Here is a 12,376-nt window from a genome sequence, read left to right on the forward strand (position 1 = left end):
GCATGGTTTCCAGAGGATAGGGTTTTCTACCGCCGCCGGCCTTGGGGTAGAACGGTTCGATCAGCTCCAGCAGGCCTGCCCAGGGCACCACCTGATCCATTTCGGCGAGGAAGCGCTCTCGGCGGGTCTGCTTGCGCTTGCCGGCGTACTCAAAGTCGGAAAAGCTCATCTGGCTCATGGGCGGCTCGGATCAGGTGTTGCGGGGATTCTCGCATAACTGAAGGCTTGTTCGGAGATTCCTTAGGTTTCATTCTGAAGAGTCGGTCGAGCACCAGGGCGTACTCATGTTTGAACCCTAGACAGCGCTCGCTGACAACTACCTGAAGCCAATATTACTTTTCTGTCAGTTGCTTGTTGGCAGAAGCATTTCGTTGCAGACTCAGCCTCACAATTATTTGAGAGCCACCCCCATGAGACTTCTGGTTGCGGAAGACGAACCCAAAATAGGTATCTATTTGCAGCAAGGACTCACTGAGGCGGGGTTCAATGTTGATCGCTTTACCAATGGCCAGGACGCGCTTCAGCACGCTTTGAGCGAGGCGTATGGCCTGCTGATTCTTGATGTGATGATGCCTGGGCTGGATGGCTGGGAAGTACTTCAGAAAGTGCGTGCATCCGGGAAAGATGTTCCGGTGCTCTTCCTCACGGCGCGAGACCGCGTTGAGGACCGAGTAAAAGGGCTTGAACTGGGGGCCGACGATTATCTGATTAAACCCTTTGCCTTTCCTGAGCTGCTGGCACGCGTTCGAACGTTGTTGCGTCGCGGCACTAGTGCGCCCTCACAAACCTATATGAAATTGGCTGATCTGGAGGTGGACCTACTTAAGCGTAGGGTTATTCGAGGAGGCAAGCGCATAGATCTGACAGCGAAAGAGTTTGCGTTGCTCGAACTGCTGCTTCGTCGTCGAGGTGAGGTTCTGCCCAAGTCACTTATTGCATCCCAAGTTTGGGACATGAACTTCGACAGTGATACCAACGTTATTGAGGTCGCGGTCAGAAGGCTCAGAGCAAAGATTGATGATGATTTTGAGTTCAAGCTGATCCACACCTCTCGGGGAATGGGTTACATGTTGGACGCACCGGACTCGGGGTCGGAATGAAGCGAATGTCACTGACTACCCGCATGAGCCTAATGTTCATGATTGCTGTAACGGCTGTGCTCTGCACCATCCAGATTGAGCGGGCAGCTTTCCATGAGAGCGTCCCGTCGCCCTCGCACTGATCGGCCGTTGATCAGCAAGCCAACACATCACCCTCATGGCTGAGGGTGGTGTCGTAGAAGACACGCGGTGAGGAATGGCGTAAACGGCAGGAGGCCTTCGATAGGGGGGGGTGAATGACTTCGCCTCCCCATGTCCACAATCTCCAGAAGGTTCAGCGATGGCTTCGATCATCACGAGGTACCTACTCACTGCCGGAATAGTGATTCTCGTATCAGAGCTGGCAAAGCGCAGTGACAAGCTGGGCGGGCTCGCCGCCGCCCTGCCGCTGGTCACGGTCCTGACGCTGGTCTGGCTCTATCCGGACAACCAGAGCATGGAGAAGATCTCCAATCATGCTTGGTACACTTTCTGGTACGTGCTGCCGCCCCTGCCGATGTTCATCGATTTTCCAGTGCTGCTTCCCAAGCTGGGATTCTGGCCAACACTTATCAGCAGCATCGACATCACAATAGCCAGTTTCGGAGGCTTCGCCATACTGCTGCGCCGGTTCGGCATTGAGCTTCTATGATCCGGCGGCCGCAGGCATCATCTTTATACGTCTTAACGGCTGTTAATGCACTCGCCCTTCACTAGGTAGCGAACCATGTGCAGCTCGCCTTTCGAGTCTTCGTAGGTCATCATACTTCTTACATTACCGCAGTACCGCACGCTGGGAGATACATACACTAACTTACCAACGTCAAGGTCCATGCCGTAGGCATAGTCTTCAAGTTGAGGCATGGGCTTTTTTACGCGCTGAGCATAATCCGCAGTAGCCTCTCTAGCAGAGCGCTCAATGCGTTGGTTTATTTCCATACCGCTTTGTGCATTGGCTGTTAGTGATGTGAAGAGCATAAACACGGCGATCGCTGATACAGTAGTGTTCATAAAAAGTCCCTTAATAAAAAGGGTAAGCGGATTAAATGGTTGATCTTACCTTTGCATGAGAGTGAGACAGACCGGCATCTCATCGGATTATCTGGTTGATGCTTCACCTACTGCTGGTGCATGTTTCCTTCGCTAATTCCAGCAAGAACCCCACACGCCTCAACTTCCCGGTCATCGTTGCAACTCGCTCTCAGTGAAACGAGTTGTTTCTCAAGCGCTTGCAGAGCGGTTATCTGCGACCGCACATGAGAGATGTGATCATCGAGCAAGGCGTTGACGGCGGTACAAGGCTGATGAGGGTCGTCCTGATAGCTCTGTAGTTCGTGAATCTCAGCCAGTGACAGGCCCAGGATTCTGCAGCGACGGATGAAAGCCAGCCCCTCACCATGCTTCTCGGTATAGACACGGTAACCGTTGTCCTGCCGATCAGGCGGCGGCAACAAGCCCTGCTGTTCATAGAAGCGGATCGTCTGTGTTTCGACCCCTACCAACTGCGCCAACTGACCAATGCGCATCAGCCTCCTCCCCAACGGATTCTTTACTCTATTGACCTTATAGTAGCTTTATAGTTTTAAATGGTACCACAACATTGTTCAAGTGGAGTCGTATCATGAGCAAATCCTGTGGTGGCGCCTGTGGCGGTGATGCAACGTCCGCAGCGGATACCGATATACAGGCCTCCTCCGAGGCGCCAGGGAGATGGGTCAGTGTTTATGCCGTGCCGAAGATGGACTGTCCATCAGAAGAACGAATGATTCGCCTAGCCCTGAACGGCTTTGAGGAGATTCGGGCGCTGTCCTTCGACTTGTCGAACCGCCGGCTGAAGGTCGTGCATGACGGCGAGGTCGAGCCCGTCACCTCGAAACTGAAGACCTTGGGGCTAGGCGCCTCGCTTCAGGAAACCGTCGCTGCAAATCCGGAGACCATCAAGGCCGCCGAGTTTTCGGCAGCTTCTGCTAAGCAAGAATCCGGGACCCTGCGCTGGTTGCTCGGCATCAATGCACTTCTGTTCGTGGTGGAAATGACTGCCGGTCTGATCGCCCAGTCCACCGGCCTGATTGGAGAATCCCTGGACAATTTTGCCGATGCGGCGGTGTACGGGCTTGCCCTTTATGCGGTTGGACATAGCGTGAAAATGCAGGTACGTGCCGCGCATCTTGCTGGTGTACTGCAACTGATCTTGGCTGTGGGCGTGCTCGTAGAGGTGGTGAGACGCTTTGTATTCGGTAGTGAGCCTGAATCGCTGGTGATGATGGCTATCGCATTCGTCGCATTGATTGCCAATACCAGTTGTCTGCTGCTCATATCCAAACATCGGGAAGGCGGGGCGCACATGAAGGCAAGCTGGATATTCTCGGCCAACGACGTGGTGATCAACCTGGGGGTCATCACCGCCGGCACCCTGGTCGCGTGGACCGGTTCCAATTATCCGGATCTGATTATCGGCACCATCGCGGGGGGCATTGTACTTAACGGTGCCAGACGCATTTTGGCGTTGAAGGGTTAAATAATGCTCATTATTGGCAAAAAGCTCTCGCCGTATGCCCTATTGTCCATATCGGGCCTGCTGGCAGCGTCTGATCAGGCTGTAAAGTGGCTGGTGCAGCAATCAATGGCCTATGGCGAGTATGTTTCGGTGACCCCGTTCTTTAACTGGGTGCACCTATGGAACACCGGTGCCGCATTCAGTCTTTTTGCGAATGGTGGATGCTGGCAGCGCTACTTTTTTATCGGAATCGCGGTAGTGGTCTCGATTTTTCTGATCAAGCTGATCCTTGAAAATCGTCATAAAGGAGAAGCCATCGCTTACAGTCTTATCCTCGGTGGCGCCATGGGCAACCTGATTGACCGGGTCTTTCGCGGCTATGTTGTGGATTCCTTTGATTTCTATTGGCGAGACTGGCATTGGCCGGCCTTCAACCTGGCTGATATTGCAATTGTCCTCGGTGCCTTACTTTTCGTTTCCAGCAGCTTGTTGGGTAAAAAAGCAAACACCAATGCCGAGCCGGATGGATCTGACTGACACCTACGCCTATACAACACCATGACCGAACTTCCCGACAACATCCTTCACCTGCCGCAATACCAAGTACTGGGCTGCAAATCAACCGACGACGAAATGCACTTCCAGGTGGACGTGCCCGATCCCATCGCCTGCGAGGAATGCGGCGTGCAGGGTGAGTTCGTACGGTTCGGCAAGCGTGACGTTCCCTATCGTGATCTGCCCATCCACGGCAAGCGGGTCACTCTCTGGGTGGTCCGCCGCCGATACACCTGCCGGGCCTGCAAGACAACATTCAGGCCCCAGCTACCGGAGATGGTGGACGGATTCCGTATGACACTGCGGCTGCATGAGTACGTGGAGAAGGAATCCTTCAACCACCCCTACACCTTTGTGGCGGCACAGACCGGCCTGGACGAGAAGACGGTGCGCGACATCTTCAACGCCCGCGCCGAGTTCCTGGGGCGCTGGCACCGCTTCGAGACGCCCCGCATCCTGGGCATTGACGAGCTATACCTGAACAAGCGCTACCGCTGCATTCTGACCAACATTGAGGAGCGAACCCTGCTCGACCTGCTGGCCACCCGCCGCCAGGACGTGGTGACCAACTACCTGATGAAGCTGAAAGACCGGCAGAAGGTCGAGATCGTCAGCATGGACATGTGGAACCCCTACCGGGCAGCGGTCAAGGCTGTGCTGCCCCAGGCCCGTATCGTGGTCGATAAGTTCCATGTGGTGCGCATGGCCAACGATGCCCTAGAGAGAGTGCGCAAGGGCCTCAGAAAGGAGCTGAAACCGTCCCAGAGCCGGACTCTCAAGGGAGACCGGAAAATCCTGCTGAAACGCGCTCACGAAGTCTCAGACCGGGAGCGCCTCATCATGGAGACCTGGACAGGCGCGTTCCCGCAACTGCTGGCCGCCTACGAGCACAAGGAGCGCTTCTACGGCATCTGGGACGCCACCACACGGCTCCAGGCAGAAGCCGCCCTGGACGAGTGGATAGCCACCATCCCGAAGGGCCAAAAGGAAGTCTGGAGCGATCTGGTCAGGGCAGTGGGAAACTGGCGCGAAGAGACCATGACCTACTTCGAGACGGACATGCCCGTCACCAACGCTTACACGGAGTCCATCAACCGACTGGCCAAGGACAAGAACCGTGAAGGGCGCGGTTACTCCTTCGAGGTGATGCGGGCACGAATGCTCTACACCACGAAGCACAAGAAGAAGGCACCGACTGCGAAGGTCTCTCCTTTCTACAAGAAAACCATCGGTTACGGACTGCCGGACTTCGCAGAGGAACTCAACTACGGAGTCGATCTATCAACCATCTGAGGGTGGTATCAGATTGATGGGGTGAAGGTGCCCCATCAACCATTAAATCCGTATACCCAATAAAAAGCGCCCGTAGGGGGGGCGCTAAAATTCACCTACCAAAGGAGCGTATGGTTTACAGGTGAATGCACTGACGCGAACAACTGCCCGTTGCTCTTGCCAAGCTGCTTTGAAATGAGACAATTTCCAAAGCAGCGATGCCTCTTCCGCTGCCCTTAAACTAGCAAAGTAGGCTAACACCAAGATGATCGCGCAATTACAATTTGGACATGTAATAGATTGTAAGGTAATTATTCGAGAGAATACTGAGCCGCCACGTGAACTAATTCGCAGAAAGGCGCAGCAGTTTGATGCCGAGCATGGGTACTGCCTGCGTGGCGCTCTCTATCCAAGGCCGGTACGAGCCCTGCAAGCTGACGACCGAAATGCTGCCTGTCCTGACCGATTCCACCTGCCAGGCGAATCTGTCGGACACCGCCGCAGGCCCCAGAATCCACTATGCTTAGTGGTGGAGCCTGCATGACTGTCAGAAATCTTGCGGCTACATTACAAATTTGTAGGATTTCGCCGCGGCCAGCTTCTTCGCGTTAAGATTCAAGCGTCCTCAGGTGACCCGGCGTATGGACAGAGGTAGCGACTACCACATGCCATACCCTCAGCCAAACTTTCGAACAGCCTGCAACCATAATCTTGGCGGATTATGGCCAACTCCTTCCTCACACCTTGAGATAAGTTATGCGCGTTCTAGTTGTGGAAGACGAAATTAAAACTGCCGAATATCTTCAGCAGGGCCTATCCGAAAGCGGGTATGTCGTAGATATCGTGCACAACGGTGTAGATGCCCTGCACTTGTTCAACACTAATGTCTATTCGTTGGTCCTTCTGGACGTGAACCTCCCGGGTATCGACGGCTGGGACCTGCTGGAAACCATCCGTAAGACCAGCCGGGTCCGCATCATCATGCTGACCGCCCGCGGACGCATCAATGACAAGCTCAAGGGCTTGGACGGCGGCGCGGATGACTACCTTGTGAAGCCATTCGAATTCCCTGAACTGCTTGCTCGCATCCGTTCGCTGCAACGCCGTGGTGATGAGTTAGTCGAGAAGAGCTCGCTGAAAATTGCCGATCTGGAACTCGACTCCGTCCGCCATCGCGTCTTCCGCGGTGGCACACGCATCGATCTCACCACCAAGGAATTTGCGCTTCTGCACCTGCTCATGAGCCGAACGGGCGAAGCGCTGACTCGCTCTCAGATCATCTCGTTGGTCTGGGATATGAATTTCGATTGCGACACCAATGTCATCGATGTAGCCATACGGCGCTAGCGGTCGAAGATCGATGACCCGTTTGAAACCAAGCTCATTCACACGCTTCGTGGCGTTGGGTACGTTTTTGAGGAACGCGCATGAGGCCATTCAGCCTGGCTGCAAAGCTGGGGTTAAAAGTTGGGTTGATGAGCGCAGCGTTGCTGCTTCTGTTCGCCACCTTCGGCTATATGATGGTAGGCAAGGCTCTGGAAAGAAATGCCAGAGCGGACCTGGAAGTAAAGATGGCGGGGATGGCTCACAACCTGTCCACCATCCCGGACATCTCCGGCGTCAACGCGGATGCGCATCAGCTTGTCGATTTGGTCATGGGCCACAACAACCTGTATGTGAGCATATTCGATACCTCACAGAATCATACTCCCCTGCTCTCGATTGGCTCGAAACAGGTCAATCTGGAGGTGCACAAGTTTCAGCCGGCGGCCCACCCCAAAGAGCACGAATGGCGTGATACGCAGGACCGTCCTCTGCTGAGTGCTTCTCGAATCATGCGCTTGGGCGATGGAACAGAGGTCAGCGTCTACATGACCATGGACCAGTCATCCAGTGAGGCGCTGCTCGATGCGTTGCTGACCTGGGCCCTGATGATGTCCCCCGTCATCCTCGCACTGATCCTGGCCATTGGCTGGTGGACTGTGCGCAGAGGCCTGCTGCCACTGACCAAGTTCCTCAAGATCGCGTCGAAAATCTCAACCGAGAGCCTCGACCATCGCCTTCCAACTGATGGGATGCCGGCAGAACTCAAAATGCTCGCCGACGGCATTAACATCATGCTGGCTCGCCTGGATGATGGGGTTCAGCAGCTATCGCAGTTCTCTGACGACCTTGCTCACGAACTTCGGGCACCGCTCTCCAACCTAATGGGCAAGGCTCAGGTTGCCTTGACCAGAGAACGATCGCTTTCCGAATACCGGGAGGTTCTGGAGTCGTGCACAGAAGAGCTGGACCGCATGAGCCGCATGGTTTCCGACATGCTGTTCTTGGCCCAGGTCAGTCATCCAGCATCCATGGTGGAGTTCGAACCCGTCTCCTTGGTCGACGAGGTCCAGCGCGTGTGCGACCTCTTCAGCATTTCGGCAGAGGAAGGCGAGATCCAGCTGCAGATCTCTGGCAGTGATGATGTGGTACGCGGGAACCGTCTGATGGTTCAACGAGCCGTCTCGAACCTCGTGTCAAATGCGATCCGATACTGCCCTCGCGGCCGCACGGTCTTCGTGAAGGTGCAGCATAGTGCGAGCGGTACGACGTTGAGTGTCGGCAACCCCGGCCGCGGTATTGCCAAGGAACACCACGCGCACTTGTTTGAGCGGTTCTACCGTGTGGACAAGAGCCGAGCACGGAGCGAAGGCGGTACCGGTCTTGGCTTGGCCATCGTTCAGTCGATCATGAGCCTGCACCAGGGGTCGGCGAGCGTCGAGGTGACCGAAGAAAACTTCACCTGGTTCCACCTTCACTTTCCCGCAGCCCAGCAACTGCAGCCGGCAATGAACGCCGCTTAAACCGCGCAGACATGATTAGGCCCGTCAATCGACGGGCCTTTTAGTTTGCCTCAATGCATCAGTGCCGGAGGACCACAGTGTCCATGGGCGACCGCAGAATCACTGACTTAATAATCTTCTGTTCGTCAGGACTGGCGTTCTTCCACAGGTGGGAGAAGTACTGAGCATTCACTTTCTCTTGGGCACTTACGCTGCCGGCGGCATCGATCAGGCGCATGGTCGAGTAGACACAGATCAGCGCCAGGATGAAGAACGCCGTGGCGACCACCATCACATAACGCTTGGCCAGAACCGGTGCACGCTTGAGCTCCTGCATAGAGGCGTCCGCGGCCTTTGTAGCTACTGTAAGCTCCGAGATCAGTGGCTGGATGGCGGTGTCAACTCCGCGGCATGCGGCTGAATACGCTGCTGCAGCGGCGCGCAAGGCAACCTCTTCCGCATTCGACCAAGCCTTCTCTGCCTTTCGCACCTCCTCCTGAATCTGCCGGCCGACAGCGTCCACCTGCTCCACCAGTTCGTTCGACCTCTCCAGAACAGCGCTTGAGGTGAGCGTTTGCGAGGTCAGCTCATCGAGTTGGACAGTGAGTTTTTCAGTGCAGCGGCGAAAGTCACTGATAGCAATTGCCCAGGGTTCTATATCATTCATGGCTATCTCCTAGGGCGGCCAACAACGCCGCGCGGAATTAACGCGCTAGATATCAAAATTGTAATTTTAGAGAAGGTTCTTAGTCGCCCTCGACAGTGTTGTTCAAATGACGAAAGTAATCGACAAAAAAGCCAGGGTAAAAACCTGGCTTTTTTGTGCATGGAATTTAGCCTTCGTTCTTGCGAGGCGTTCCCGCATTGCTTTCTCCAGCCAGACCCTCGGCACCTTGTACGGTACGTTTCCAATGGCAAAGCAGGAGCTGGCTGGCGTTCGCTTCGGTGATCGGGGTGCAAGCCAGATCAGCGGGCAGACCATCCTTGCTGTCTCGCAAGCGTCTGGACAGATAGAACGAGCCATCCTGCGGCCACTGGGCAGGATCCTTGATGTTCTCGGACTTCCCGCTGCTGTAAAACTCCGATGAGTATGAGCGGCGGCCAGGATAGATCAGGGGAGCAGAGTGAGCGGTCTGCACATTCAGCCACGCTTGAACCACATCTCGCTGATTCTGTGGTCGCTCTTCTAGTACTCCGGCGTAGATGATGCCCGCACCGATGATTGGCAACACTAAAGCGCTCGCAGCGGAAGCCCAGGTGGTCTTCGGGCCAACTTCGCTGATCCGTGCGGACAGCAGCAATGCCCAAGCTGGCAGTGCAGGTAGCAGGTAGGTCCACAGAATGTTGCCAGCGAATGTGAAGAAGACCGGTGTCGCCAAGGCCCAGAGCCATAGGTAGGCTTCGAAGCGCTGCATCGATCCACGCTTGCGGATCAGCAGTGGTAGGAACAAGGCCCATGGAAGGAGCGACAATCCGAGCTGGATCCAGATGGTGCCATATGGCTTTGCATGAGCACTGCCATACAGGTCGCCCGCCCAGTTACTGACGACGTAGCGGCTCCAGTGCTCACCAACGAAGAAGTACTCCATGAAGCCGGGCGTTTTCATCTCGGCCGCGACATACCAAGGCACGGATATACCGAACATAAGCACAAGGCCGCTGATCCAGGGAAGCTTCAGTACCCGTCCCCATTCCTTGTAGATAACGAACCAGGCGAATGCCGGCGCCCCCATAAGCACCAGGGTCAGCGGCCCTTTGGCAAGCAAGCCCAGCCCGAGACCTGCGAACATCAGGTAGGCATCCGCCTTGCTGGCGCACTTCATCCAACGCCAGAAACCGTAGCTGGCCAGCAGAATCGAGAACGACAAAACAGGGTCAGTCAGCACAACACCGCTGGAGACCAGGCCAAGGGTGGTGCTGGAAAAGATAATGGCAGCCCAGATTCCGGCGTTACGAGAAATCTGCTGCGTGCCGAGTTTGATGATGATGAAACAGCTTGCCAAGTGCAGTAGCCACGCTGGGAAACGCGCAGCGAACTCGTTAACGCCGAAGACCGTCATGCTCGCGGCCTGGGTCCAGAAGGACAGCGGTGGCTTGCCCCAGAACGGTACCCCGTAATCGAACATAGGCGTGATCCAGTCATTCAACTCGACCATCTTGCGAGCCATTTCAGCGTAGCGAGCCTCCGATGTGTCCATCAATGGGTAGATGCCCAGCCCCACCAAACGCAATAGCAGTATCGAACCCAGGACCCACCACAGCGTCCTCTCGTTCTTCAGGCTCAGCATTTCTTACCCTCGATCGAAGCCATCGAAGGGTGGAGTGACACTGGATCCGCCTTGCTGCTGTGCTTCAGGAAATAGAGAGGCCGGCGCTTCACTTCCGCGAGTGTCACGCCAAGGTACTCCCCCACCATGGCGACACCGACGCACATGAATGAAGCCATTCCGACGAGCAGGTGATGGATGTCGAAACTGCCAGCCACGAGCGACGCAAGCATGTAGCAGATGCTGGAGACGAAAAGTCCGAAACTGATGAGGCTGAAGATGCGCAGCGGTTTGCGAGAGAAGCTGACGATACTCTCGATGGCCAGATTGAACAGGCCAGCTGCATTCCACTTGGTGCTTCCGGCATGGCGAACAGTACGATTGTAGGGTAGTTCGATGGTACGAAAGCCTACCCAGCCAATCATGCCTTTGAGAATCCTGGAGCGCTCGTCCAGCGCCCGCAGTGCTGCCAGCGGAGCAGGTCCAATCAATCGGAAATCACTGACATCGGTCGGCATGTCCACCTTCTCCACCAGGCGATGCATGACCCAGTAGTATGCCCGGGCACTCATGCGCTTAAACCACGAATCACCGATTCTCAGGTTACGCTGCATGTTCACCACGTCGTAGCCGCGTTGCCAGTAGTCCACCATGGCCGCGATGAGCTCTGGTGGGTCCTGCAGGTCGACATCAATGAAGATCAGCGCACTGCCACGGGCATGGTCTATCCCGGCGCTCAGTGCAGCCTCTTTGCCGAAGTTGCGACTCAGAGACAGGTAACGTACAGATGACCCATCCTGATAGTGGCGAAGAATGTCGGCCGTCCGGTCTTTACTGCCGTCGTCGACATAGAGGATTTCGCAGGAGACGGATAATCGCTTCACCACGCGGGTGATGCGCTGGTGGAACTCGGGGATGGTTTCCTCTTCCTCGAAGCAAGGGACCACAATGGTTAACAACGGATCAGGGCGCTCGGGAAAGCGATGTAATGTCTGCATGATTGAATGTCCAAAAACGATGTGCAATGAATCCAAGTGCAGTGAGGCTTAAGGTCACTACGATTTGGGAGATGAGAGGTGACAGATTCGACTTGATGAGGACCCACATACCCACGCCATTGCCGAAGTTTGTGGCTAACACGACCAGTGCAAACCTGACAGGCTGAAACTTACGAGAGCCATCTGCCACAAAACAGAGCGCCCGATTTCCAATAAAGCTTGCAATGGCTCCAACCATGCCGCCACAGATACTGGCCAGCAACGGAGTAGCGAACTCTGTCGTAACCAGCACCAGGAACACCGCATAATGGAATCCCGTTGCTATGAAGCCGATTCCCAGATAACGAATCAGTAAGTTAATAAGAGGTTTGGTTTGATTGTCCATTGCCAAAGCCTATGGAGGCAAAGGTGAAAAAATAGTGAAATAAATGTAAATGCGCAATTAGCTGGATCCATATATGGCAAGAAATAAAGTGGCGCACTACGATAGCACGGCACAATATCAAAGGGATTACTTGAAAATTACGCTTTCGAAATAAAAGGCTTCCGATAACGTATGCATGACCTGTGGATTACAATGTTGAAAGCATAAGGAAATGCTGGGCATCATTGAGATAGATTCCCCGAATTAAGGGGGACCTAAGGAATCTCCGAACAAGCCTTCAGTTATGCGAGAATCCCCGCAACACCTGATCCGAGCCGCCCATGAGCCAGATGAGCTTTTCCGACTTTGAGTACGCCGGCAAGCGCAAGCAGACCCGCCGAGAGCGCTTCCTCGCCGAAATGGATCAGGTGGTGCCCTGGGCAGGCCTGCTGGAGCTGATCGAACCGTTCTACCCCAAGGCCGGCGGCGGTAGAAAACCCTATCCTCTGGAAACCATGC

General features: G+C 55.0%; 12 protein-coding genes and 3 pseudogenes. 8 read left to right on the forward strand and 7 right to left on the reverse strand.

The genetic code is table 11. The features are described 5' to 3' along the window. Window positions 1–178, reverse strand: a pseudogene (locus WM94_RS29700) (IS5/IS1182 family transposase); the annotation flags it as partial. A 232-nt stretch (window positions 179–410) separates the two neighbouring features. Between WM94_RS29700 and WM94_RS23900 the strand changes: the two are divergent. After that, window positions 411–1,100, forward strand: coding sequence for a heavy metal response regulator transcription factor (locus WM94_RS23900; protein ID WP_004574648.1), 690 nt, complete (start codon window positions 411–413; stop codon window positions 1,098–1,100). Between the two features lie 280 nt (window positions 1,101–1,380). Next, window positions 1,381–1,731: a DUF3147 family protein gene (locus WM94_RS23905; protein ID WP_004574646.1), complete on the forward strand. Its 351-nt coding sequence runs from the start codon at window positions 1,381–1,383 to the stop codon at window positions 1,729–1,731. A gap of 32 nt (window positions 1,732–1,763) precedes the next feature. Here WM94_RS23905 and WM94_RS23910 read toward each other — a convergent pair whose 3' ends face one another. Both WM94_RS23910 and cadR read right to left on the reverse strand, forming a co-directional pair. Next, window positions 1,764–2,090, reverse strand: coding sequence for a DUF2790 domain-containing protein (locus tag WM94_RS23910; RefSeq protein ID WP_003253458.1), 327 nt, complete (start codon window positions 2,088–2,090; stop codon window positions 1,764–1,766). Window positions 2,091–2,197: 107 nt separating this feature from the next. After that, window positions 2,198–2,605, reverse strand: a complete 408-nt coding sequence (gene cadR / locus WM94_RS23915) for a Cd(II)/Pb(II)-responsive transcriptional regulator (protein WP_004364961.1) — start codon at window positions 2,603–2,605, stop codon at window positions 2,198–2,200. Between the two features lie 95 nt (window positions 2,606–2,700). On the opposite strand from cadR, the gene WM94_RS23920 reads away from it, so the two are divergent. From WM94_RS23920 to WM94_RS23940, 5 genes and pseudogenes are all read left to right on the forward strand, one after another. Then, entirely contained in the window at window positions 2,701–3,597 is an 897-nt protein-coding gene (locus WM94_RS23920; RefSeq protein ID WP_061552264.1) for a cation transporter, read from the forward strand. A 3-nt stretch (window positions 3,598–3,600) separates the two neighbouring features. Then, complete coding sequence (gene lspA, locus WM94_RS23925) at window positions 3,601–4,113, forward strand: signal peptidase II (RefSeq protein ID WP_004574638.1); 513 nt, start codon at window positions 3,601–3,603, stop codon at window positions 4,111–4,113. Window positions 4,114–4,134: 21 nt separating this feature from the next. Further along, complete coding sequence (locus tag WM94_RS23930; RefSeq protein ID WP_004574636.1) at window positions 4,135–5,424, forward strand: ISL3-like element ISPpu12 family transposase; 1,290 nt, start codon at window positions 4,135–4,137, stop codon at window positions 5,422–5,424. Between the two features lie 735 nt (window positions 5,425–6,159). After that, window positions 6,160–6,834: pseudogene (locus WM94_RS23935) on the forward strand (heavy metal response regulator transcription factor). Beyond that, the gene (locus WM94_RS23940) at window positions 6,831–8,249 is read left to right on the forward strand and encodes a heavy metal sensor histidine kinase (RefSeq protein WP_004576010.1); all 1,419 of its coding nucleotides are present in this window, start codon (window positions 6,831–6,833) and stop codon (window positions 8,247–8,249) included. The pseudogene WM94_RS23935 and the gene WM94_RS23940 overlap by 4 nt, the downstream one beginning before the upstream one ends. Before the next feature lie 58 nt (window positions 8,250–8,307). On the opposite strand, the gene WM94_RS23945 is transcribed toward WM94_RS23940, so the two are convergent. The 4 genes from WM94_RS23945 to WM94_RS29710 all read right to left on the reverse strand — a co-directional run bounded on the left by WM94_RS23945 (window position 8,308) and on the right by WM94_RS29710 (window position 11,878). Further along, window positions 8,308–8,895, reverse strand: a complete 588-nt coding sequence (locus WM94_RS23945) for a hypothetical protein (RefSeq protein WP_004576009.1) — start codon at window positions 8,893–8,895, stop codon at window positions 8,308–8,310. Window positions 8,896–9,061: 166 nt separating this feature from the next. Next, the gene (locus WM94_RS23950; protein WP_004576008.1) at window positions 9,062–10,516 is read right to left on the reverse strand and encodes a glycosyltransferase family 39 protein; all 1,455 of its coding nucleotides are present in this window, start codon (window positions 10,514–10,516) and stop codon (window positions 9,062–9,064) included. Beyond that, window positions 10,510–11,493: a glycosyltransferase family 2 protein gene (locus WM94_RS23955; protein ID WP_024718166.1), complete on the reverse strand. Its 984-nt coding sequence runs from the start codon at window positions 11,491–11,493 to the stop codon at window positions 10,510–10,512. The genes WM94_RS23950 and WM94_RS23955 overlap by 7 nt, the downstream gene beginning before the upstream one ends. Next, window positions 11,459–11,878 (reverse strand): GtrA family protein, encoded by a 420-nt coding sequence (locus WM94_RS29710; RefSeq protein ID WP_004576006.1) that lies wholly within the window; start codon window positions 11,876–11,878, stop codon window positions 11,459–11,461. Before WM94_RS29710 ends, WM94_RS23955 begins: the two co-directional genes overlap by 35 nt. A gap of 320 nt (window positions 11,879–12,198) precedes the next feature. Between WM94_RS29710 and WM94_RS29715 the strand changes: the two are divergent. Continuing rightward, window positions 12,199–12,376: pseudogene (locus WM94_RS29715) on the forward strand (IS5/IS1182 family transposase); the annotation flags it as partial.

It is taken from the genome of Pseudomonas sp. ABFPK (assembly GCF_001586765.1).
GTDB classification, from domain to species: Bacteria; Pseudomonadota; Gammaproteobacteria; order Pseudomonadales; family Pseudomonadaceae; genus Aquipseudomonas; species Aquipseudomonas asiatica.

What these genes read in the sequence shown, in the direction of transcription:
- cadR (WP_004364961.1), bottom strand. Translation starts at nt 2,605, where the DNA reads ATGCGCATTGGTCAGTTGGCGCAGTTGGTAGGGGTCGAAACACAGACG.
- WM94_RS23930 (WP_004574636.1), top strand. Translation starts at nt 4,135, where the DNA reads ATGACCGAACTTCCCGACAACATCCTTCACCTGCCGCAATACCAAGTA.
- WM94_RS23955 (WP_024718166.1), bottom strand. Translation starts at nt 11,493, where the DNA reads ATGCAGACATTACATCGCTTTCCCGAGCGCCCTGATCCGTTGTTAACC.
- WM94_RS23900 (WP_004574648.1), top strand. Translation starts at nt 411, where the DNA reads ATGAGACTTCTGGTTGCGGAAGACGAACCCAAAATAGGTATCTATTTG.
- WM94_RS29710 (WP_004576006.1), bottom strand. Translation starts at nt 11,878, where the DNA reads ATGGACAATCAAACCAAACCTCTTATTAACTTACTGATTCGTTATCTG.
- lspA (WP_004574638.1), top strand. Translation starts at nt 3,601, where the DNA reads ATGCTCATTATTGGCAAAAAGCTCTCGCCGTATGCCCTATTGTCCATA.
- WM94_RS23940 (WP_004576010.1), top strand. Translation starts at nt 6,831, where the DNA reads ATGAGGCCATTCAGCCTGGCTGCAAAGCTGGGGTTAAAAGTTGGGTTG.
- WM94_RS23905 (WP_004574646.1), top strand. Translation starts at nt 1,381, where the DNA reads ATGGCTTCGATCATCACGAGGTACCTACTCACTGCCGGAATAGTGATT.
- WM94_RS23950 (WP_004576008.1), bottom strand. Translation starts at nt 10,516, where the DNA reads ATGCTGAGCCTGAAGAACGAGAGGACGCTGTGGTGGGTCCTGGGTTCG.
- WM94_RS23920 (WP_061552264.1), top strand. Translation starts at nt 2,701, where the DNA reads ATGAGCAAATCCTGTGGTGGCGCCTGTGGCGGTGATGCAACGTCCGCA.
- WM94_RS23910 (WP_003253458.1), bottom strand. Translation starts at nt 2,090, where the DNA reads ATGAACACTACTGTATCAGCGATCGCCGTGTTTATGCTCTTCACATCA.
- WM94_RS23945 (WP_004576009.1), bottom strand. Translation starts at nt 8,895, where the DNA reads ATGAATGATATAGAACCCTGGGCAATTGCTATCAGTGACTTTCGCCGC.